This is a genomic window from Arthrobacter sp. TJ-240 (assembly GCF_058269195.1).
Window position 1 is genome coordinate 238,487 of sequence record NZ_JBZCNG010000001.1, and the last position, 20,322, is coordinate 258,808.

Here is a 20,322-nt window from a genome sequence, read left to right on the forward strand (position 1 = left end):
GTCGATGCTCGCAGTCATGTGACCGTTCACATTCGCGGACACCAGTGTAGGCGCGAAGTGGTGGTGCGTGTCAACGATCGGGCGGGACAACCCCCGCGGTCACGGCGCCGCAGGCGCCGTGGAGGCCCGGACCACCAGCTCCGGGACGACATCCGGCGCTGCACCCGCGGGTGGTCCCTGTGCGCCCGACCGGGCCGTGTCCTCGCCGATGAGACCCAGCAGGCGTGCCACGCAACGCCTGCCCAGCTCCGGGAAGTTCTGCCGGACGGTCGTCAGGGGCGGCCAGTAGTGCGCGGCCTCCGGGACGTCGTCGAATCCCACCACGCTGATGTCCCGGGGCGCGTGGCGTCCGTGCTCGCGGAACGCGTGGAGGAGTCCGAGTGCCATCTGGTCGTTCGACGAGAAGACGGCGGTGACGCCCGGGTCCCCCACCAGGGCGAGTCCCGCACGGTAGCCCGACTCCGCCGTCCAGTCCCCGGAGAGCAGCGCTTCCGGCCGGCTCCCCCAGGCCTCCATCTCACCGCGGTATCCCCGCACGCGCGCCTCGGTCTCGAACCAGCCGTCGGGGCCCGAGATGTGCGCGATCCGCCGGTGCCCGAGCTCGAGCAGGTGGCGCGTCGCGAGGGCGGCCCCGCCCGACTGGTCCACGGAGAGTCGGTGGTCGTCGTACGCCCGGGCGGAGTGGACCGTCACGAACGGCAGCGTGATGGAGAGTCGCTCGATCTCCGCGAGCGTCTGCGTCTGCGGCGCCAGGATGATCAGGCCGTCCACGTTGTGCGCCAGGAGGCGGTCCAGCGCTGCGCGGATCGAGCCGCCCTCAGCGTCGTCGAGGTGCGCGACGTCGAGGGCGTACCCCGCCACGCGGGCCGCGCTGTCGATTGCCTGCAGGCTCGCGGCCGGGCCGTACTCGAAGCCCTTGCTCACGAGCACGCCCACGGTGGTGGACCGGCTCGTCACGAGGGCCCGCGCGGCACGGTTGGGGCGGAAGCTGAGCTCGTCCATGGCCGCCAGCACGCGGTCGCGGGTCTCCACGCGGAGGCTCGGATGCCCGTTGATCACCCGCGAGACCGTCTGGTGGGAGACGCCGGCCCGGCGTGCAACGTCACGGATGTTGGCGGCACGGCCCGGCTCCGTCGGCCGGCTGCGCCGCCCCGTGGCGGGGCCGGTCGCCGCGGCGTCCTGGGCGTCAGTGGGCGTCGACAATGGTGTCGTTCCGGCCGAAGCGACGGTTTCTGAGGACCGGCAGGAACTCGCGGACGTCGTCGACCCTGCGGTGCGACACCTCGGTGGTGACGACGCCGCGTTCCTCGTCGTCGAGGTGGACCTGCGGGATCCCCATGGGGTCGAGGATGGCGGAGTGGCCGATCGTGTGGCTGCTGGAGGTGCCCGCGGCCGCCACCCAGAGGGTGTTCTCGATGGCGCGGGCCTTCAGCAGCGTCTCCCAGTGCTCGATCTTGTGCTCCCCCTTGAACCAGGACGCCGGCACGCACAGGAGGTCCGCCCCGGCGTCGGCGAGCGCACGCGCCTGCTCGGGGAACCGGAGGTCGTAGCACGTCATGAGCCCCACGCGGACGTCGCCGATCTCGGCGACCGTGATGCCGCCGTCGCCCGGCTTGATGCGTGTCGATTCCTGGTAGCTGAAGGCGTCGTAGAGGTGCAGCTTGCGGTAGGTGTCCACGATCCGGCCGGTCGCGTCGATCAGCACGAGCGTGTTGAAGGGCCGTTCCTCGCCGCTGGGTTCGTACCCGCCGGCGATGATGCCGAGGGAGTGCTCGGCGGCGATGAAGGACAGCTGCTGCACGAAGGACGTCCAGGTGGCCTCGACCGCTTGCTGGAGCGGACCCTCGACCTGCCCGATGGAGAGCATGGACTCCTCGGGGAAGACGATCAGCGCCGAGCCCTCGGAGGAGGCCTCCGCGGCGAGCTCCCGCATGACCGCCAGATTCGCCGGGACATCCCCACCCGGCCGGAACTGCCCGACGCTGACCAACATGTTGCCGCCCTCACGTGTATGCCGTGCCTTTCGACCAGCCTACAGACTCCCCGGGCGCCACGCCGGAGTAGCCTTCTCACCATGAGGAACCCGATGCAGGGCAGGCGGACCCCGCCGGGTCCCGGCCAGGAATCCGTGTGGGACTACCCGAGGCCGCCGCGGGTGGAGCAGGCGACGGCGACGATCGAGGTGCGCTTCGGCGGGCAGCTGATCGTCACCACGGACCGCGCGGTCCGGGTGCTCGAGACGAGCCACCCGCCGGTCTACTACCTGCCGATCGTCGATTTCGTGCCGGGCGTCCTCGTCCCTGTCGAGGGCACCACGCACTGCGAGTTCAAGGGCGCCGCGAGCTACTTCGACGTCGTCGCCGGCAGCGCGCGGAGCCCGCGCGGCGCGTGGACGTACCCCTCGCCGGTGGAGGAGTACGGGGAGCTGGCCTCACGAGCGGCCCTCTACCCGTCGCGGATGGACAGCTGCACCGTGGACGGTGAGGCGGTGCAGGCGCAGGAGGGTGATTTCTACGGGGGCTGGATCACGGCGGCGATCGTGGGACCGTTCAAGGGGGGCGCAGGCACCTGGGGCTGGTGACGGACTGGTGCCCGGTTGATGCCCGACTGGTGCCCGGCTGGTACCCGCGGGCGCCCAGCGCGCGCTCAGGGTCCACCGAGGTCGCGGACATGCTGCGTTGCTAGGCTTGTTGGCCGACCCCGTACGCAACGTCAGGACATCTCTCATGGCCATCTCACGATCAGTGTGGCGCGCACGGCTGCTCACCGCGGCCCTCGTGGCCTCGGCAGCCCTCCTGGGCGGCTGCAGCGGCTCGGCGGAAGCACCCGAGGACACGGCGGCGTCGACCGCAGCGCCCTCAGAGGCGCCCGAGCAGGCGGCACTCCCCGAGCCCGATCTCGAGGGCATCCCGGACGTCGTCGCCGTGGTGAACGGCACGGAGATCAGCCGCGAGCTCTTCACCACCACCTACGAGGGCCAGTTCAGCCAGGCGGCGGGCCAGGCACAGGCCGGCGGCCAGGAGGTCGACCAGGACCAGCTGAAGACCACCGTCGCGGACAACCTCGTCAGCACCGAACTGCTCCGGCAGGAGGCGGAGGCCCGCGGGATCGAGGCGACGCCGGAGGCCCGCGCCGCCGCGATCGACGAGCTCCTGCAGTCCAGCGGGCTCGGTTCGGAGGAGGAACTGCGTGCGGCAGCGGCCGAGCAGGGGCTCGACGACGCCGCGTTCGACCGCCAGCTCTCCGACCAGGTGAAGCTCGACGCGCTCCTCGCCGAGGAGGCCGGCGACACCACGCCCACGGACCAGGAGATCCAGGACGCCTACGACGCCGCGGTGGCCCAGCAGGAGTCCGGCGGTGACACCACGGCGATCCCGCCGCTCGAGGAGGTGCGGTCGCAGGTCGAGGAGCAGCTACGGGGCGGGAAGACCTCGGAGGCCGCGCAGGCGCTCATCGGCAGGCTCCGCGAGAGCGCCGAGATCACGGTCAACCTCTAGCACCCGGTGCACGGCGAAGGGCGGCTCCCGCGGGAGCCGCCCTTCGTGTGTCCAGGCCGCAACGGTGCTGCGGGATGCGCGTCAGCCGCCGATGAGGTCGTTGACCACGATGGTCTGGTCGCGGTCGGGGCCCACGCCGATGGCGGAGAACCGGGTGCCGGAGAGCTTCTCGAGCGCCCGCACGTAGGTCTGCGCGTTGTCCGGCAGGTCCTCGATGGTCCGGGCGCCCGTGATGTCCTCGGTCCAGCCGTCGAAGTACTCGAAGATCGGCTTGGCGTGGTGGAACTCGGTCTGCGTCATGGGCATCTCGTCGTGCCGCACGCCGTCGACGTCGTACGCCACGCACACGGGGATGCTCTCGATGCCCGTGAGGACGTCGAGCTTGGTCACGAAGTAGTCGGTGAAGCCGTTGACGCGGGAGGCGTGGCGCGCCAGCACGGCGTCGTACCAGCCGCAGCGGCGCGGCCGGCCCGTGTTCACGCCGAACTCACCGCCCTTGGTCTGCAGGTACATGCCCATGTCGTCGAACAGCTCGGTGGGGAACGGGCCCGCGCCTACACGCGTGGTGTACGCCTTGATGATGCCGATCGAGCGGGAGATGCGCGTGGGCCCGATGCCCGAGCCGACGGACGCGCCGCCCGCGGTGGGATTCGACGACGTCACGAACGGGTAGGTGCCGTGGTCCACGTCGAGGAACGTGGCCTGGCCGCCCTCCATGAGGACCACCTTGCCGGCGTCGAGCGCCTCGTTGAGCACGAAGGTGGAATCGATCACGAGGGGCTTGAGGCGCTCGGCGAAGGACAGGAAGTACTCCACCACCTCCTCGACCTCGACGTCACGGCGGTTGTAGACCTTGACCAGCAGTTCGTTCTTCTGCTTGAGGGAGCCCTCCACCTTCTGGCGCAGGATCGACTCGTCGAAGACGTCCTGCACACGCAGTCCGAGGCGGGCCACCTTGTCCATGTAGGCGGGGCCGATACCGCGGCCCGTGGTACCGATGGCGCGCTTGCCGAGGAAGCGCTCGGTGACCTTGTCCAGCACCTGGTGGTAGGGGGCCACGAGGTGTGCGTTGGCGGACACGCGCAGCTTCGAGGTGTCGGCGCCGCGCGCCTGGAGCCCGTCGATCTCCTCGAAGAGCGCCTCGAGGTTGATCACGCAGCCGTTGCCGATGATCGGGACGGCGTTGGGGCTGAGGATGCCCGCGGGAAGGAGCTTCAGCTCGTACTTCTCGCCGTTGACCACGACGGTGTGGCCGGCGTTGTTGCCGCCGTTCGGCTTCACGACGTAGTCGACCCGGCCGCCCAGCAGGTCCGTGGCCTTGCCCTTACCCTCGTCGCCCCATTGGGCTCCGACGATCACGATTGCTGGCATGGGATCCTCCCCCATTCGGCACGGGTCCTCGCCACGCAACCGCGGCAGGCACGCCGTGCATCAGAACGCCCCAACCGGCCGCACGACGTGCGACCACTGGGGCTCTTACCGTCCGAGTTTAGCCGAGCGGCCCGAGCGGCGGCGAAATAAGCGGACCGTGACGGCCGCGGGCGGCCGCAGGTGGTGCCGGGCGGTCCACCGGCGCCCCGGTCCGGTGCGCGGGCGGCCCGTGCACAATGGGGTCATGGACCGCTTCGAAGGACACATCGCCGGGATCGGCACCACGTCGGGCACGCGGCTGGTGATCGGACGGTGGGACGCCTCGCCGTTCGGGGCGTTCACGGACGTCATGCTCGAGGACGCTTCCGGCCGGCGGACGCTGCTCGCGCCCAGCCGCGAGATCGCGGAGTACGTCCGGGCCACCTACACGTTCGACGACGTCGTGCTCACACCCGTGGCCTCGACGCTCACGGGTGACCGGCTCGTGGTCGACGCCGGAGAGCTACGGGTCCGGGCCGGGATCGGGCGTGCCACCCTTCTCGGCCGCCTCCTCGGCCTCGTCCCGCGGCGCCTCGCCACGCACCCGCGCTGGCTCGGGCCCATCAGTCCGGTGGCGTCACGGCTCGTGAAGGGCGTCGCGACGGCCGGGTCCGCGGGGAACGGGCGCACCGAGTACTACGGCGTCACCTCCGCCCGGGCGATCGCCGGCGCGACGGCGACATGGCGCGGTGCCGACCTCGGCACCCTGGCCCCGGTGAGCCCGCCCGTGCGGTTCGGCTTCAGCTCCGCCCCTGCGCGTCCGCAACTGGTGACGGTGACGACGACGATCCGCCGCCCGGAGGAGTGACCGGCCCGCCTCCCGGGCTCCGTCCACACGTCTCGGCGGGTCGACGGCGGGCAGTGCCACGACACTCCGCCTCCCGGCGAGGCGCCGGGAACCCGTGCACGACGAGCCCGCAGGCCGGACGCCGGTCCGTCAGCCGTCCGCACGCGCCACCCGGTCCCGCGCCACCCGGTAATGCGGCCAGTACCGGATCGGCCCGGGCAGCAAGGGCACGGCGAGCCGGGCGGTGAGGCGGACGGCGGCGAACACGACCCGTTCGCGTCGGCGCCACGGAAGCGCATAGGCCTCCCGCAGGACCGTCGGCAGGACGCCCGCGGCCAGCAGGGACGGCATGCCCCTCAGCGGCCACGGCACGATCGGCGGGTCCGGCGCGAGGACCTGCCGGGCGATCTGCCGCCCGGCCCCGCCGACGTGGAGCACGGTGCGGACCTGCTGCTCCACATACTGCTCGAGCCCGCCGTAGTCGCCGGGCAGGAGCCGATCCGGCACGGCGAAGAAATGGGCGAACTGCCGCATGTCCCGGTAGTAGGCGTCGCGCTCTCCCGCCGGGACCGGCCGAAGGAACGCGTGCGTCACCTCGATCGCCGACCAGACGAGGGTCGAGAACACCCAGAGGGACAGTTCCGGGTCGGTCGCGCTGTAGGGCGTTCCGGCGGGGATCGGTCCGCCGGGATCAGGGAGGGTCCCGCGGACCGGGCGATGCCTGCGGGCCACGTGGCCGGCGGCGGCGCGTACCTGGGCCCGGTCGCCGAACGTGACGGTGAGGACGGCATCCAGTGTCCCGCGCAGGCGCTGCAGCGGGTCGGTCGCGAACCCGCTGTGGGCCCGCACCCCCTCGGCGACGAGCGGGTGTGCGACCTGCAGCAGCAGCGCGGCCGGGCCGCCGGCGACGATCAGCCGTTCGCGGGCGATCGTCCAGGCGGCCGAGTCAGGGCCGAACAGCCCGGCATCTCCCGCGGCGCCGGGCGCGGGCGCCGCCGGGAAGTATCCGGCGCTACTTCTCATGCCCCGCCCTCCGTCCGCAGGGCCGCGCTGCCGGTGTCGGCGCCACCCTCCGTCCGCGGGATCGCGCCCTCGCCATCGGACCAGTCGCCGGACCCGTCCTCCGAGGCGCCGTCGTCGGTCCACTCGAGCAGGTCACCGGGCTGGCAGCCCAGCACCCGGCACATGGCCTCGAGGGTGCTGAAGCGGACGGCCTTGGCCCGCCCGTTCTTCAGGACCGCCACGTTGGCAGGCGTCAGGCCCACCCGCTCCGCGAACTCGCCGACGCTCATCTTCCGCTTCGCCAGTTCGACGTCGATCCGCACCACGATCGGCATCAGATCACCTCGTCCAGTTCGGTGCGCAGCTGGCGGGCCTCGGCGTCCCGGTCCACCGCCTGCACCAGCAGTGCCTTCAGGACCAGGACGATCAACGCAACGGCCGCGATCGACACCGCCACCCCGCCGATCAGCAGGACGACGCCCGGCGCGACGGCCTCTCCGGGGGCGAGTGCCACGCCGAGCCCGAAGGTCAGCAGGCTCGCGGCGGTGAAGGCGCCGATCACCACGTTCACCAACCGGAAGGCCCCACCCGAGAAGACGGTCCCCTGCCGCACCATGGTCAGCAGCCCCCAGACGCACACCACCGCGACCTGCAGGGCGAGGATCACCAGGACGGTGAGGACGACGAGCGGGGTCCGGATGAGCGCCACATCCGGATCCGCCTGCTCCAGGTCCACGCCCACCAGCGGCACCATGACCACCTGGATGAAGACGGACCCCGCGAACATCATGCACAACACGATCCGCAGCGCCAGGACAGCAAGTTTTCCCATGACAGCTCCTCCTACCGATTTCCAGTACGAAGCTATCGTTAATCGACACTATTCACAAGGATATCGATATCAGTGGGTGTGCTTCACCGGACCGGGGCGGACGCATACGATCGCCCCGCGGCGCCTGTCCGTTCCTGCTGTGCAGCGTCCTGCCCTGTCCGCGGGCCGCGGTGACGTCCGCGACCCGCCGCGCAGGAATCAGATCGTGTAGTCCGAGCCGGGGTTCGCGGCGTCGATGTAGTCCCGGACCGCGCTCTGCGGCACGCGGTAGGACCGCCCGAACCGGATGCTGTGGATGGTGCCGGACTGCACCATCCGGTAGACGGTCATCTTCGAGACGCGCATCATGGCGGCCACTTCCGCCACCGTGTACAGCTGTCCCGTGCTTGTGCTCGTGGCCATGTCAGCCCCACTTCCCTTCGCCTCACCACGGTCTGTGGAGCCTTTAACATTGGTCGCGCTGGTAACAGCGGCACAAGGACAAGGACTACTCGTTTATCACAGGGCCCATCGAGTATCGCGTGCGGGCAGCGCCCGCGTCGGGGACCTCCGCGTGGGCCGGGTGTCGGTCCTGCGGGGGCTCCGGACGCTCTCGGAGGCGGGGGCGCCGGACGGGAGCGTGCGGACCGCCCCGTCAGGACCCGGGACAGCAGGAAGGACGGCCTTCCAGGAGCGGAGACCGTCCTTGCTGCTGCCCCGATGCGGGCGGGCGGTAGGCGGTTCAGCCCGCCAGCTGCGTGCTCGCCTCGGGATCGGACTCCCTGAGGAACACCGCGATCCGCTCGGCCTCCTCGATCTCCCCGATGGACGCCGCGGCCCGCCCCAGTGCGTAGAGCGCGCGGAGGAATCCGCGGTTGGGCTCGTGCGAGTACGGGATGGGGCCGGCGCCGCGCCAGCCGCTGCGCCGGAGCGCGTCGAGGCCGCGGTGGTAGCCGGTACGGGCGTAGGCGTAGGACTCGATGGTCCGGCCCTCGGCGTACGCCTCGTCGGCGAGGATCGCCCAGACGAGGGACGACGTGGGGTGCTTCGCCGCGAGGTCCACGGCTTCGTCACCGGCAGCGAGGCGGCCGACGACGTCGGGCTCCTCGGGCAGGAGGGTGGGCTCGGGGCCCAGCAGGTTCTTCCGGAATTCGTCGGACATGGCTACAGCTTCTTCCCGGCGGACCCGAGGGAGGCCGCGGCCTCGACCACGCGGGCGGCGAGGCCGGCCTCGGCCGAGGCGCCCCACACGCGGGGGTCGTAGGTCTTCTTGTTGCCGACCTCGCCGTCGACCTTCAGGACGCCGTCGTAGTTCTTCAGCATGTGGTCGGCCACCGGGCGCGTGAACGCGTACTGGGTGTCGGTGTCGATGTTCATCTTGATGACGCCGTAGGAGACGGCGTCGGCGATCTCCTGCTCGGAGGAGCCGGAGCCCCCGTGGAACACGAGGTCGAAGGGCTTGTCCTTGCCGAGCTTCCGGCCCACCTGGTCCTGGATGTCCTTGAGGATCTCGGGGCGGAGCTTGACGCCGCCGGGCTTGTACACGCCGTGGACGTTGCCGAAGGTCAGCGCCGTGAGGTAGCGGCCGTGCTCGCCGGCGCCGAGGGCGTCGATGGTGGCGAGGGCGTCGTCCACCGTGGTGTAGAGCTTGTCGTTGATGGCGTTCTCGACGCCGTCCTCCTCACCGCCGACGGTCCCGATCTCCACCTCGAGGATGATCTTCGCGGCCGCGGCGCGGGGGAGGATCTCGCGGGCGATCCGCAGGTTCTCCTCGAGGGTCTCGGCGGAGCCGTCCCACATGTGCGAGTTGAAGACGGGGTCGTGGCCGTTCTTCACGGCCTCCTCCGACGCGGCGAGCAGCGGCAGCACGAAGTCGTCGAGCTTGTCCTTCGGGCAGTGGTCGGTGTGCAGGGCGATGTTGACGTCGTACTTCTTCGCCACCTCCTTCGCGAAGGCCGCGAACCCGAGCGAACCGGCAACCATGTCCTTGACGCTCGCACCCGACCAGTAGGCGGCGCCGCCCGTGGAGACCTGCACGATGCCGTCGGAACCGGCCTCGGCGAAACCGCGCATCGCCGCGTTGAGGGTCTGGGAGGAGGTCACGTTCACAGCCGGGAATGCGAAGCCGCCCGCCTTCGCGCGGTCGATCATCTCGGCGTAAACATCAGGGGTTGCGATAGGCATGCTGAGGACTCCTTAGTGGTGGGAAGTGCTGGCTTCATCCTAGCGAGCGGGTCTGCCGGGCGCAGGAGGAGCCGTCGGGACCCCATTCGAGGGCGTCGGCCGGGCGCCGCCCGACGGGGGTGCCAGGCTTCCTCAGACGCGCTGGCCGAACACGTGCCGGCGCACCCAGCCGTGCATGGCGATCGCCGCGGCCGCCGAGGCGTTGATGGACCGCGTGGACCCGAACTGGGCGATCGAGAGCGTGGCCTCGGCCGCCTCGTGCACCTCTGGGGTGAGGCCCGGACCCTCCTGCCCGAATACCAGCACGCAGCGCTCCGGGAGGTCGTAGGTCTCGAGCGGCACCGAGTCGGGGAAGTTGTCGATCCCGATCACCGTCAGCCCTTCGGCGGCAGCCCAGGCCGTGAAGTCCGCCACCGTGGGGTGGTGGCGGACGTGCTGGTAGCGGTCGGTGACCATCGCGCCGCGCCGGTTCCACCGCCGTCGTCCGATGATGTGCACCTCCCTGGCGAGGAAGGCGTTGGCCGTGCGCACCACGGAACCGATGTTGAGGTCGTGCTGCCAGTTCTCGATCGCCACGTGGAAGCCGTGGCGCCGCTCGTCGAGGTCGGCGACGATCGCCTCGTGCGTCCAATACCGGTACCCGTCCGTGACGTTGCGGGTGTCCCCGGCGGCCAGGAGGTCGCGGTCCCAGCGGTCGCCGTCCGGCCACTCGCCCTCCCACGGTCCGACGCCGACCGTCGGTGCATCACCGACCACCGGTGCGTCGGGGGCGGGCAGGTCGGGGCCGGTGTTCGGGAGGGATTGTTGCACCGTTCAAGCGTAGACGGCGCCGGAGATGGAAGACTGGCCCAGGACGGTCAACTCCCCCGGAAGGACGCCCATGCGCGAGAACGAACACATCGAGTGCTGGCTCACCGACATGGACGGCGTGCTGGTGCACGAGAACCATGCCATCCCCGGTGCCGCCGAACTGATCGACCGATGGGTGGCAACGTCGAAACGGTTCCTCGTCCTGACCAACAACTCCATCTACACGCCGCGCGACCTCGCGGCGCGCCTGAAGGCGTCAGGGCTCGAGATACCCGAGGAGAACCTCTGGACCTCGGCGCTGGCCACGGCCCAGTTCCTGAAGGACCAGCTGCCGGGCGGCAGGGCCTACGTGATCGGCGAGGCCGGCCTGACGACGGCGCTGCACGAGGCCGGGTTCGTCCTCACCGACACGAACCCCGACTACGTGGTGCTCGGCGAGACCCGCACGTACTCGTTCGAGGCCATCACGAAGGCGGTCCGCCTGATCCTTGAGGGCGCACGGTTCATCGCGACGAACCCCGACGTGACCGGGCCGTCCAAGGAGGGACCGCTGCCCGCCACGGGCGCCATCGCTGCGATGATCACGGCAGCGACGAGCCGCGACCCGTACGTCGTGGGCAAACCGAACCCGATGATGTTCCGTTCGGCGATGAACCGGATCGACGCCCACTCGGAGACGACGGCGATGATCGGCGACCGCATGGACACGGACATCATCGCGGGCATGGAGGCGGGCCTGCACACCGTCCTGGTCCTCAGCGGCATCACGCAGCCGGAGGACATCGACGCCTATCCGTTCCGGCCCGCGCAGATCTGCACGTCCGTGGCGGACCTGATCGACCAGGTGTGACCGGTCAGGTCCGAGCCGGCCGCCCCTCCGGCGCACCGAGAGCTTCGAAGGCGCGCTTCGAGCCGCCGCCGCGCGGCACGGGGATGTACTCGCGCTGCACCGCGGAGAGGATGCCCTGGTAGATGCCCGGATTCCACTGCGGACTGGCGTGCGCGGGCAGGGCGCCCTCCGTCACGCGGTCCACGGACATCACATTGTCCGGCAGCTCCCGCGCCCAGCCGGCGCGCGCCGTCGCGTAGTCGACGACGCCGTCGGCCGGGTTCCCGGCGAACACCACCTTCGTGTCGCCGAGGGACAGCCGGAACCGCGTGACGTCGAAGTGGTAGATGTACGAGGACTCCGACTGGATGAGCTCGCTGCTGGGCGCCAGCGGGGAGAGCTGCTCGAGGGTCTGGTCCACGATCTGGTTCCAGGTCCGCTCGTTCTTGTGGACGATCCGCTCGCCCAGCTCATAGGTCCCCCGCACACTGATGGGTACCCGCACACCGGCCTCGTAGAGGCGCACCACGCCGTCGAACATGCGCTGGTCCCTCACGTCGTACCGGCTGGACGGGGAGGAGTCGAGGAGGATCAGCTCCACGGGGATCCCGCGGTCACGCAGGCGTGCTGCGACTTCGACGGCCACCATGCCGCCGAAGCTGTGGCCGTAGAAGTAGAGCTTCTCCAGGCGGAAGTTCTCCACGTAGCGGTTCATGGTGGCCACGATGTTGTTGATGTCCAGCCCGCGGTTGGAGTAGCCCATGACGGCCAGCTGCGCCCGCTTCGACAGCACGGGGCGCAGCGCGTTGAGGATCCAGAGACCCTCCTCCCAGCTGGTCTTGTAGCCGGGGAAGAGGATCCAGCGGTCGTTGGGGAACCGGGCCCGTGCGGCGTCGTCGTCGAGCGGCAGGATGCGGGTCTGCTCCCGCTGCGACTGGATGACGCGCGTGACCACGAGGTCCGTGGTCACCAGCGCGGCGGCCGCCGAACCGATCAGGAAGGACCGGCGGGAGGATTCACGGAAGGCCCGCGCCCGCAGCAGGGCCCGGGCGTCGTCATCCTTCACCTGCCGTCCCCCGCGGCCCTGGCCTTCGTCAGGCGAGTCCCAGCTCGTCCTTGCCGAACGCGAACAGGTACGGCACGCCGGCCTCGGACTCGATGCGCTCCTTCGAGCCCGTGCTCCGGTCCACGATCACCGCGACGGCCCGCACGTCGCCGCCGGCACGACGCACGCCCTCGACGGCGGTGAGCGCGGAGCCGCCCGTGGTCGAGGTGTCCTCGAGCACGACCACGCGGCGCCCCGCGACGTCGGGCCCCTCGACCTGCCGGCCCATGCCGTGCGTCTTCTGGGTCTTGCGGACCACGAACGCGTCGATCGGGCGGCCGTCCTGCGCGGCGGCGTGCATCACGGCGGTGCCCACCGGGTCGGCGCCCATCGTCAGGCCGCCGGCGGCCTCGAAGGAGATGCCGGCGTCGTCGAGGAGCCGGAGCATGACACGGCCCACGAGGGCGGACGCCTCGTGGTGCAGCGTGATGCGGCGGAGGTCGATGTAGTAGTCGGCCTCGACACCGCTGGAGAGCGTGACGCTCTCGTGCACCACGGCGAGTTCCCTGATGAGCTCGAGGAGCCGGGTGCGGTCGGTGGTCTGCGCGGAGGTCTCGGCGGTCATGCGGCCAGTCTATCGACGGGCCGGCGGCGTCCTGAAACGGCCGGGGCGGGAGGATCAGCCGGCCAGGCTCGCGCTCGCCGCATCGATCGCCTCGGGCGAGAGAACGTGCGAGATGGCGAGCACGGCTGCCCCGGCGACGCCCGCATTCTGCCCCGAGACCGAGGGGACGATGCGCAGGTGCTCGGTGGCGAGCGGGAGCGAGCGCGTGTACACGACCTCCCGGATGCCGGCGAGGAGGTGCTCACCGGCCTGCGCGAGGGCTCCGCCGACGACGATCACCGACGGGTTGACGAGGTTGACGCACGTGGCGAGGACGTCGCCGATGTCCCGGCCCGCCTGCCGTACCGCCTGGAGCGCCTGGATGTCACCGGACCGGACCAGTTCGACGACGTCCTGGCTGCCCGAGAGGGCCGGCTCCCCGGATGTGCTCAGTGCTGCGGCCAGCGCCGGCCCGCCGGCGATGGCCTCGAGGCATCCCGCGTTGCCGCAGCGGCAGATGGTCTCCCCTCCCCGCGCCACCCGCACGTGCCCGAGGTCGCCCGCCGTACCCTGCGCACCGCGCTGCAGCACGCCGCCCAGGATGATGCCGGCCCCGATACCCGTGGCCACCTTGATGAACATCAGGTCCGCCACCTCGGGCCAGCTCGCGTTCAGTTCGCCGAGGGCCATGATGTTCACGTCGTTGTCCACCAGGACGGGGACGGGGAAGTCGCGCTGGATGAAACCGGGCACGTCGAACCGGTCCCAGCCGGGCATGATGGGCGGGTTGATGGGCCGCCCGGTGTCGTGCTCCACCGGCCCGGGCAGGCCGATCCCGACGGCGGCGAGATCGTCGGCCGTGCGGCCGTCGCGTTCCAGCAGGCCGGTGATGGCCGACGCCAACCAGCCGAGGACCGCCTCCGGTCCGTCGCCGATGCTGATCTGCTGCTGGGCGCGCCCGAGCTCCCGGCCGGAGAGATCCGCGAGGATGACGATCGCGTGGGTGGCACCGAGATCGGCACCGATCACCACGCGCGCCCCGGGGTTCAGCGCGAACAGCGACGGCGGACGGCCGCCCGTGGACGCCGCACCGCCGAAGGGGGCGACGAACCCGAGTGACATGAGCGTGTCGATCCGGGCGGCGACGGTGGAGCGGGCGAGGCCCGTCAGCTGCGCCAGCTCCGCCCGGGTGCGTGGTTGGCCGTCACGCAGCATCTGGAACACTTCGCTGGCACCGGATGGGCCCGGCGCCGACGGCCGCGGGGCGAATCCCCCATCGCTGGGCAGCCGGGTCGATGACGTGATGGACACCCTTTCAGTAAACCACTCGGCACTTCCAATGGCGCCTTCGACATCTCATAACATTCGCGAAGCATCTTTTGACGGTCTCTCGACAAAAGGGGGAGGCCGTGTCACAGTGGCCGCGTGGACGATGAAGTCAACACCTCAGGGGCTTCCACCCCGATCCTGCGTGTGACAGGGCTCTCGAAGAACTTCTTCGGAGTGCCCGTACTGCAGGACGCCTCGCTCGACCTCTTCCCGGGTGAGGTCCATGGCCTGGTCGGCGAGAACGGGGCCGGCAAGTCGACCCTCATGAAGCTGCTCGCCGGCGTCTACGTCCGCGATGCCGGCCGGGTGGAGCTCGACGGCGAACCGGTCGAGTTCACGCATCCCGTGCAGGCGCACCAGGCCGGCCTGTCCACGGTGTTCCAGGAGTTCAACCTGCTGCCCGAGCGCACCGTCGCCCAGAACATCTACCTCGGTCGGGAGCCGCGGAAGGGGCTGCTCGTCGACCGCCGGGCCATGAACCGGGCCGCCGCCGACCTGCTGGAGGAGCTCGGCATCACGAGCATCCGCCCCACCGCGTCGGTCAGTTCGCTCTCCGTGGCGCAGCAGCAGATCGTGGAGATCGCGAAGGCCGTGAGCTACGACGCCAGGATCATCTCGATGGACGAGCCCACCGCGGCGCTCGCGGGCCCGGAGGTCGACCTGCTCTACGGCATCATCGACCGGCTCCGGAAGCGCGGGACGGCCATCCTCTACGTGTCGCACCGGCTCAAGGAGATCTTCGACCTGTGCGACACCATCACGGTGCTCAAGGACGGCCGGATCGTCACCTCGTCGCCCGCGTCCGGGCTCGACGACGCCTCGCTGGTCCGTGCGATGGTCGGCCGGCCCATCTCGGCCTACTTCCCCGAGGCCCTACCCGGCACCACTGTGGGGGGCGCACTGCTGCAGGTCGGCGGGGGCGGCAACGACCAGCTCGACGGCGTGGACCTGACCCTCCACGCGGGCGAGATCGTCGGGGTCGCGGGACTGCAGGGCTCGGGGCGGACGGAACTGGTCGAGGCGATCTTCGGGGCCGCCGGCTTCACCCGCGGGGAGATGACCCTCGACGGCCGGCCGTACCGGCCACGATCGCCGCGGCACGCCATCCGGCACCGGATCGCCCTGATCACCGAGGACCGCAAGGCCCAGGGACTCAGCCTGAACCAGTCCATCCTCGACAACGCCCTCAGCGTCGTCCGGTCCGTCGACCCCCGCCGCACCGCGCTCGCCCGCCGCCAGGCCCCGGGCGTGTTCTCGTCCCTCGAGGTCGTCGCCCGCGACCTCGACCAGGAGGTGCAGTTCCTCTCGGGCGGGAACCAGCAGAAGGTCGTCCTCGCGAAGTGGCTCGCGATCGACCCGCAGGTGGTGCTGCTCGACGAACCCACGCGCGGGATCGACGTCGGCGCGAAGGTCGCGGTCTACTCGCTGATGCGCCGGCTGGCGCAGGAAGGCAAGGCCATCCTCATGGTCTCGAGTGAACTCCCCGAAGTCCTCGGGATGTCCGACCGCGTGATCGTGATGCGGGACGGGCGGATCGCGGGAGACATCCCGCCGTCGGCGTCGGAGGAACAGGTCCTCCAGCTCGCGACCGGCGCCCGGGGCGTGGCCCCGTGAACCGGCTGAGCTCGACGCACATCGTCTACCTCGTCGCCCTCGCGACGATCATCGCGGGCACCGTCCTCGTGGGGACCACGGGCCGCAACTTCTTCAGCACCGGCAACATCTCCGACATCCTCACCGGGACGAGCATCCTCGGCTTCATCGCGATCGGCCAGACGCTCGTCATCCTCGTGGGCAGCCTCGACCTCTCCGTCCCCTACGTCATCAGCCTCTCGAGCCTCATCGGGGCCGGGGTCATGGCGAACCAGGCCGGGAACATCGTGCCCGGGGTACTCCTGGCGCTGCTCGTCTCCGCCCTGATCGGCCTGGCCAACGGTGCGGTGGTGGCGGGGCTGAGGGTGCACGGCTTCATCGCGACCCTCGGCATGGGGCTGATCGTGAGCGGATACCTCGGCTCCACCTACCAGGGCAGCGCGGGGCAGGCGCCGCTCGCGTTCCGCCTCATCGGGGCCACGGGCATCGGACCGGTCCCCGTCTCCACGCTCATCATGCTGGCCTGCGCCGCCGTCGTGCTCGTCATGCTGAACACCACCCGCCTCGGCCACGCCATGTATGCCGTCGGGGGTGACTCCGCCGTGGCGAGGATGTCCGGAGTCAGGACGCGCACACCGGTCATCGCGGCGCACGTGATCTGCTCCACGATGGCGGGCCTCGCCGGCCTGCTGCTGGCCGCGCGCCTCGGCGTCGGCAGTCCGACCATCGGGTCCCAGGGCGGGTACGACCTGCTGTCGATCGCCGCCGTCGTGCTCGGCGGGACGCTCCTGGCCGGCGGGAAGGGCTCGCTCGTGGGCACCCTCGGCGGTGTGCTCATCTTCGCCATGCTCGACAACATCATGAGCGTGCTGCAGGTCAACCCGTTCCTCAAGGACGTGGTCCGCGGCATCGTGATCGTGGTCGCCGTGGCCGTCTACTCGCGGCGCAGGACCGTGCCCCGGCCCGCACGGTTCGGCCGGGGCACCCACCAGGGCGATACCGCGCCACCGCGGGGACCGGGAGACTCGTCGCAGGGCGACGGGCCGGCCCACGACGACGGCACGGACGCGCGGAACGAGGTGCCGGCATGAGCGTCGCGACCGAACGCGCCGTCCTGCAGCAGAACCGCTCGCCCCGGGGCGAACGCATCCTCCGGGCCCTGCGCACACCCAGCGGGGCGGTCTTCGTCCTCACGGCCGTCCTCTTCCTCGCCGTCCTGGCAGCGAACCCCTCCTTCGGGGAGCCGAGCTCCCTGATCCGCTTCATCGGCCGCACGGCGCCCATCGCGATCGCCGCGATCGGGCAGTACTTCGTCATCGTGTCGGGCGAGTTCGATCTCTCGATGGGCTCGGTGGTCACCGCGCAGGTCATCATCGCCGGCAACCTGATCGGCCAGGACGAGTCGCGGGTCCTTCCGGTGCTCGCCCTGATGATCGTGTTCGGGGCCTTCGTGGGACTCGTGAACGGCCTGGCGACGACGCTCCTGAAAGTGCCGAGCTTCATCGTGACCCTCGGCACCATGCTGGCGCTGCTCGGTCTCGTGCTGTTCTGGACGGGCGGTGCGGCCACCGGCAACCCGGCGGACAGCTTCCGGCAGATCGGCCGCGGCGGCATCCAGGACATCCCGGTCCTCGAGGTGCTGCCCTACCCCGTCATCATCCTCGCCGTCGTCGCCGCAGCAGCCTTCTGGCTCATGCGCAGGCCCTACGGGCGCACGCTCGTGGCCGTGGGCGACAACTCCCGTGCCGCCGCCCTGACCGGTGCCTCCGTCTGGTGGATCCGGACCCGGGCCTTCATGCTGTCCTCGCTGGCGGCCACCGTGGCGGGCGTGATCCTCGTGGGCTACGCCGGGGTCCACCCGTCGGTGGGCCAGGGCTACGAGTTCACGGCGATCACCGCCGTCGTGCTCGGCGGTGTGGTGATCGGCGGCGGGCGCGGCTGGGTCCTCTCCGCCGCCGCGGGAGCCTTCGCCCTCGAACTGCTGTTCACCCTCCTGAACTTCCTCGGCGTCGAATCCACCTGGCGCGACAGCGTCCAGGGCGCGATCATCATCGTCGCCGTGGCAGCCGCGTCCCGGAACTGGCAGCGCAGACGCCGCGGCGCGAGTGCCGAGGCCCATGACGAGCACCGTCCACTAACAGCACCGACGCCCGCACCGGGCACCAATGAGGGAGGAACATGATGCGCACAAGCATCCTGGGCAAGGTCACGGTGATCGCAGCGACGTCGCTGCTCGCCCTGACGGCCTGCACCACCGATTCGTCCATCGAGGATCCGCCGGCCGCCGAAGGCGGCGCGAGCGCGGAGTCCAGCGAGGCCGCGCAGCCCAGTGAGGACAGCACGGAGTGGTTCGACCAGGCCGTCTACGACGAGCAGGACGCGCAGCGCTCGGCCACCTTCGAAGGGGACCCGGAGCAGCCGTACCTGCAGTACATCGACGGGGAGATGACGGACACCGCGGCCTTCGCTGCCGAGGGGCCGCAGAAGGCGTGCTTCTCGAACGCCTCGATCTCCAACCCCTGGCGCCAGACGGGCTGGATCACCATGAACCAGCAGCTCCAGGTGCTGCAGGAGGCCGGCGTCATCTCGGAGATGGAGACACGCGACGCACAGGACGACGACAACACGCAGATCGCCGACATCGACTACTTCATCGCCGAGGGCAACTGCGATGCCTTCATCATCTCCCCGAACTCCACGGCGGCCATGACGCCCGCCGTCGAGCGCGCGTGCGAGACCGGCAAGCCCGTGATCGTGTTCGACCGCGGCGTGCAGACGGACTGCGCCGTGACGTTCATCCACCCCATCGGCGGCTTCGCCTGGGGTATCGACACCGCCGAGTTCCTGAGCGAACGGCTCGGTGAGGGTGACAAGGTGGTGGCACTGCGCATCCTCCCCGGCGTCGACGTGCTGGAACAGCGCTGGGCGGCGGCGGAGCGCATCTTCGAGGAGAACGGCATCGAAGCCGTGGACTACTTCACCGGCGCCGATCCGGTGGAGATCAAGTCGATCATCTCGGACGAACTCGCCACCGGTGACGTGCAGGGCGTGTGGATGGACGCGGGCGACGGCGCCGTCGCCGCGATCGAGGCGTTCGAGGACGCCGGGGCCGACCTTCCCGTCATGACGGGCGAGGACGAGATGAGCTTCCTGCGCAAGTGGGACGAGACCGGCATCGACGCCCTGGCGCCGGTGTACTCGAACTTCCAGTGGCGCACCCCGCTGCTGGCGCTGCAGAAGATCTTCGCCGGTGAGGAGGTCCCTGCCGAGTGGGTCCTCCCCCAGTCCCCCATCACCGAGGACGAGCGCGCCGAGTTCCTGACCGCGAACGAGGGCATGCCCGACGGGCACTACGCCAAGTTCGGCGGCGAGGACCTGCCCGGGTACCCGACGGTGTGGCAGGAGCGCCAGATCCCCTGACGCGACGTTCCGGGACAAGGATCGGGAAGGAGGCAGGACCATGGACGACGGCGTGCGCCCCATCGGCATCAACACGTGGGTATGGACATCGCCCCTGACGGACGCGGACCTGCCTCCCCTCCTCTCCCGGATCGCCGCCCTCGGCTTCGACGGTGTGGAACTCCCCCTCGAGAACGCGGGGGACCTCACGGCCGGGGCGGTGCGTGACGCCCTCGCCGTGACGGGTCTCTCGGCCACCGTCGTCGGTGCGATGGCGCCGGGCCGGGACCTGGTCGGCGCCTCCCCCGCGGACGTCCGCAGGACCCAGCGCTACCTGCTCGCGTGCATCGACCTGGCGCAGGCGATCGGCGCCCGGAGCGTGTGCGGCCCGTTCTACTCCGCCACGGGCCGCGTATGGAGGATGGGCGACGACGAACGCGCCGCGGCGTACGCCGAACTGCGGGAGAACCTCGCGCCCGTCGCCGACCGGGCGGTCGCCGCGGGAGTCGTCCTCGGCATCGAGCCGCTGAACCGGTACGAGACCTCCCTCGTGAACACCGTGGAGCAGGCACTCGAGGCGCTGGGGCCGCTGCTCGGCAGCGGCGTGGGGCTCGCACTCGACTCCTACCACCTCGCCATCGAGGAGCGGTCCTCGGCCGGGGCCATCAGGGCGGCCGGCCCGCACCTGGTGCACCTGCAGGTGTGCGGCAACGACCGCGGCGCGCCGGGCGGCGACCAGACGGACTGGCCGGCGCTCTTCGCCGCGCTCGACGACGTCGGGTACGGCGGGCCTGTCAACATCGAGAGCTTCACCGCCCACAATGCGAGCATCGCGGTCGCCGCGTCCATCTGGCGTCCGCTCGCCGCGAGCCAGGACCGCCTGGCCGAGGACGGGCTGGCCTTCCTGCGCCGGATGGGCGCCGGGCAGCGCCGGCATCCCCCGGGCGCCGCGCTGCAGGACGCCTCCTCCGAGTTCTGACTCTCGACATGTCATGATTTCTCAAGACTTGCGCGTCTTTTGA

22 protein-coding genes are annotated in these 20,322 nt (G+C 70.7%); 9 read left to right on the top strand and 13 right to left on the bottom strand.

What is annotated here, in order from left to right; genetic code table 11:
• Positions 1 to 99 precede the first annotated feature (99 nt).
• Positions 100 to 1,110, bottom strand: coding sequence for a LacI family DNA-binding transcriptional regulator (locus AC4D2C_RS01095; RefSeq protein WP_490912994.1), 1,011 nt, complete (start codon positions 1,108 to 1,110; stop codon positions 100 to 102).
• Positions 1,111 to 1,186: 76 nt separating this feature from the next.
• On the bottom strand, positions 1,187 to 1,993 hold the full coding sequence (locus AC4D2C_RS01100) for a carbon-nitrogen hydrolase family protein (protein ID WP_490904686.1): 807 nt from the start codon (positions 1,991 to 1,993) through the stop codon (positions 1,187 to 1,189).
• A gap of 81 nt (positions 1,994 to 2,074) precedes the next feature.
• Here AC4D2C_RS01100 and AC4D2C_RS01105 point away from each other — a divergent pair, with 81 nt between their 5' ends.
• Positions 2,075 to 2,581, top strand: a complete 507-nt coding sequence (locus AC4D2C_RS01105; RefSeq protein ID WP_490911813.1) for a DUF427 domain-containing protein — start codon at positions 2,075 to 2,077, stop codon at positions 2,579 to 2,581.
• A 145-nt stretch (positions 2,582 to 2,726) separates the two neighbouring features.
• Positions 2,727 to 3,497 carry a SurA N-terminal domain-containing protein gene (locus AC4D2C_RS01110; protein WP_490911814.1) on the top strand — a complete coding sequence of 257 codons (771 nt, stop codon included), beginning with the start codon at positions 2,727 to 2,729 and terminating at the stop codon, positions 3,495 to 3,497.
• Positions 3,498 to 3,578: 81 nt separating this feature from the next.
• Here the strand turns inward: AC4D2C_RS01110 and AC4D2C_RS01115 are convergent, their stop codons facing one another.
• A complete protein-coding gene (locus AC4D2C_RS01115) occupies positions 3,579 to 4,868 on the bottom strand; it encodes an adenylosuccinate synthase (protein WP_490911815.1) in 1,290 nt (429 codons plus the stop codon).
• Between the two features lie 244 nt (positions 4,869 to 5,112).
• Between AC4D2C_RS01115 and AC4D2C_RS01120 the strand changes: the two genes are divergently transcribed.
• Positions 5,113 to 5,715 (top strand): hypothetical protein, encoded by a 603-nt coding sequence (locus tag AC4D2C_RS01120; RefSeq protein WP_490911816.1) that lies wholly within the window; start codon positions 5,113 to 5,115, stop codon positions 5,713 to 5,715.
• A 129-nt stretch (positions 5,716 to 5,844) separates the two neighbouring features.
• On the opposite strand, the gene AC4D2C_RS01125 is transcribed toward AC4D2C_RS01120, so the two are convergent.
• The 7 genes from AC4D2C_RS01125 to AC4D2C_RS01155 form a co-directional block, all read right to left on the bottom strand.
• Entirely contained in the window at positions 5,845 to 6,717 is an 873-nt protein-coding gene (locus AC4D2C_RS01125) for an oxygenase MpaB family protein (protein ID WP_490911817.1), read from the bottom strand.
• Positions 6,714 to 7,031, bottom strand: coding sequence for a helix-turn-helix domain-containing protein (locus AC4D2C_RS01130; protein ID WP_490911818.1), 318 nt, complete (start codon positions 7,029 to 7,031; stop codon positions 6,714 to 6,716). The genes AC4D2C_RS01125 and AC4D2C_RS01130 overlap by 4 nt, the downstream gene beginning before the upstream one ends.
• The gene (locus AC4D2C_RS01135; RefSeq protein ID WP_490911819.1) at positions 7,031 to 7,528 is read right to left on the bottom strand and encodes a DUF2975 domain-containing protein; all 498 of its coding nucleotides are present in this window, start codon (positions 7,526 to 7,528) and stop codon (positions 7,031 to 7,033) included. Before AC4D2C_RS01135 ends, AC4D2C_RS01130 begins: the two co-directional genes overlap by 1 nt.
• A 198-nt stretch (positions 7,529 to 7,726) precedes the next feature.
• The gene (locus AC4D2C_RS01140; RefSeq protein WP_334208541.1) at positions 7,727 to 7,930 is read right to left on the bottom strand and encodes a helix-turn-helix domain-containing protein; all 204 of its coding nucleotides are present in this window, start codon (positions 7,928 to 7,930) and stop codon (positions 7,727 to 7,729) included.
• 319 nt (positions 7,931 to 8,249) lie between these two features.
• Complete coding sequence (locus AC4D2C_RS01145; protein WP_490904697.1) at positions 8,250 to 8,669, bottom strand: DUF3151 domain-containing protein; 420 nt, start codon at positions 8,667 to 8,669, stop codon at positions 8,250 to 8,252.
• Positions 8,670 to 8,671: 2 nt separating this feature from the next.
• Complete coding sequence (gene fbaA, locus AC4D2C_RS01150; RefSeq protein ID WP_490904698.1) at positions 8,672 to 9,691, bottom strand: class II fructose-bisphosphate aldolase; 1,020 nt, start codon at positions 9,689 to 9,691, stop codon at positions 8,672 to 8,674.
• A 132-nt stretch (positions 9,692 to 9,823) separates the two neighbouring features.
• Positions 9,824 to 10,468: a TrmH family RNA methyltransferase gene (locus AC4D2C_RS01155; protein ID WP_490905164.1), complete on the bottom strand. Its 645-nt coding sequence runs from the start codon at positions 10,466 to 10,468 to the stop codon at positions 9,824 to 9,826.
• Positions 10,469 to 10,571: 103 nt separating this feature from the next.
• Between AC4D2C_RS01155 and AC4D2C_RS01160 the strand changes: the two genes are divergently transcribed.
• Positions 10,572 to 11,351 carry an HAD-IIA family hydrolase gene (locus tag AC4D2C_RS01160; protein WP_490911820.1) on the top strand — a complete coding sequence of 260 codons (780 nt, stop codon included), beginning with the start codon at positions 10,572 to 10,574 and terminating at the stop codon, positions 11,349 to 11,351.
• Positions 11,352 to 11,355: 4 nt separating this feature from the next.
• Here AC4D2C_RS01160 and AC4D2C_RS01165 read toward each other — a convergent pair whose 3' ends face one another.
• From AC4D2C_RS01165 to AC4D2C_RS01175, 3 genes are read right to left on the bottom strand one after another with little or no spacing between them, the layout of a single operon-like run.
• Positions 11,356 to 12,396, bottom strand: coding sequence for a thioesterase domain-containing protein (locus AC4D2C_RS01165; RefSeq protein ID WP_490911821.1), 1,041 nt, complete (start codon positions 12,394 to 12,396; stop codon positions 11,356 to 11,358).
• Between the two features lie 28 nt (positions 12,397 to 12,424).
• Complete coding sequence (gene pyrE / locus AC4D2C_RS01170; RefSeq protein WP_490911822.1) at positions 12,425 to 13,000, bottom strand: orotate phosphoribosyltransferase; 576 nt, start codon at positions 12,998 to 13,000, stop codon at positions 12,425 to 12,427.
• Positions 13,001 to 13,054: 54 nt separating this feature from the next.
• Positions 13,055 to 14,194 (bottom strand): ROK family transcriptional regulator, encoded by a 1,140-nt coding sequence (locus AC4D2C_RS01175; protein WP_490912996.1) that lies wholly within the window; start codon positions 14,192 to 14,194, stop codon positions 13,055 to 13,057.
• A gap of 210 nt (positions 14,195 to 14,404) precedes the next feature.
• Between AC4D2C_RS01175 and AC4D2C_RS01180 the strand changes: the two genes are divergently transcribed.
• From AC4D2C_RS01180 to AC4D2C_RS01200, 5 genes are read left to right on the top strand one after another with little or no spacing between them, the layout of a single operon-like run.
• Positions 14,405 to 15,922, top strand: coding sequence for a sugar ABC transporter ATP-binding protein (locus tag AC4D2C_RS01180; protein ID WP_490911823.1), 1,518 nt, complete (start codon positions 14,405 to 14,407; stop codon positions 15,920 to 15,922).
• Positions 15,919 to 16,992: an ABC transporter permease gene (locus tag AC4D2C_RS01185; protein WP_490911824.1), complete on the top strand. Its 1,074-nt coding sequence runs from the start codon at positions 15,919 to 15,921 to the stop codon at positions 16,990 to 16,992. Before AC4D2C_RS01180 ends, AC4D2C_RS01185 begins: the two co-directional genes overlap by 4 nt.
• A complete protein-coding gene (locus tag AC4D2C_RS01190; protein WP_490911825.1) occupies positions 16,989 to 18,083 on the top strand; it encodes an ABC transporter permease in 1,095 nt (364 codons plus the stop codon). The genes AC4D2C_RS01185 and AC4D2C_RS01190 overlap by 4 nt, the downstream gene beginning before the upstream one ends.
• Positions 18,083 to 19,321 (top strand): substrate-binding domain-containing protein, encoded by a 1,239-nt coding sequence (locus AC4D2C_RS01195; RefSeq protein ID WP_490905166.1) that lies wholly within the window; start codon positions 18,083 to 18,085, stop codon positions 19,319 to 19,321. The genes AC4D2C_RS01190 and AC4D2C_RS01195 overlap by 1 nt, the downstream gene beginning before the upstream one ends.
• Positions 19,322 to 19,361: 40 nt before the next feature.
• Positions 19,362 to 20,279 (top strand): sugar phosphate isomerase/epimerase family protein, encoded by a 918-nt coding sequence (locus AC4D2C_RS01200; protein ID WP_490911826.1) that lies wholly within the window; start codon positions 19,362 to 19,364, stop codon positions 20,277 to 20,279.
• Positions 20,280 to 20,322 lie beyond the last annotated feature (43 nt).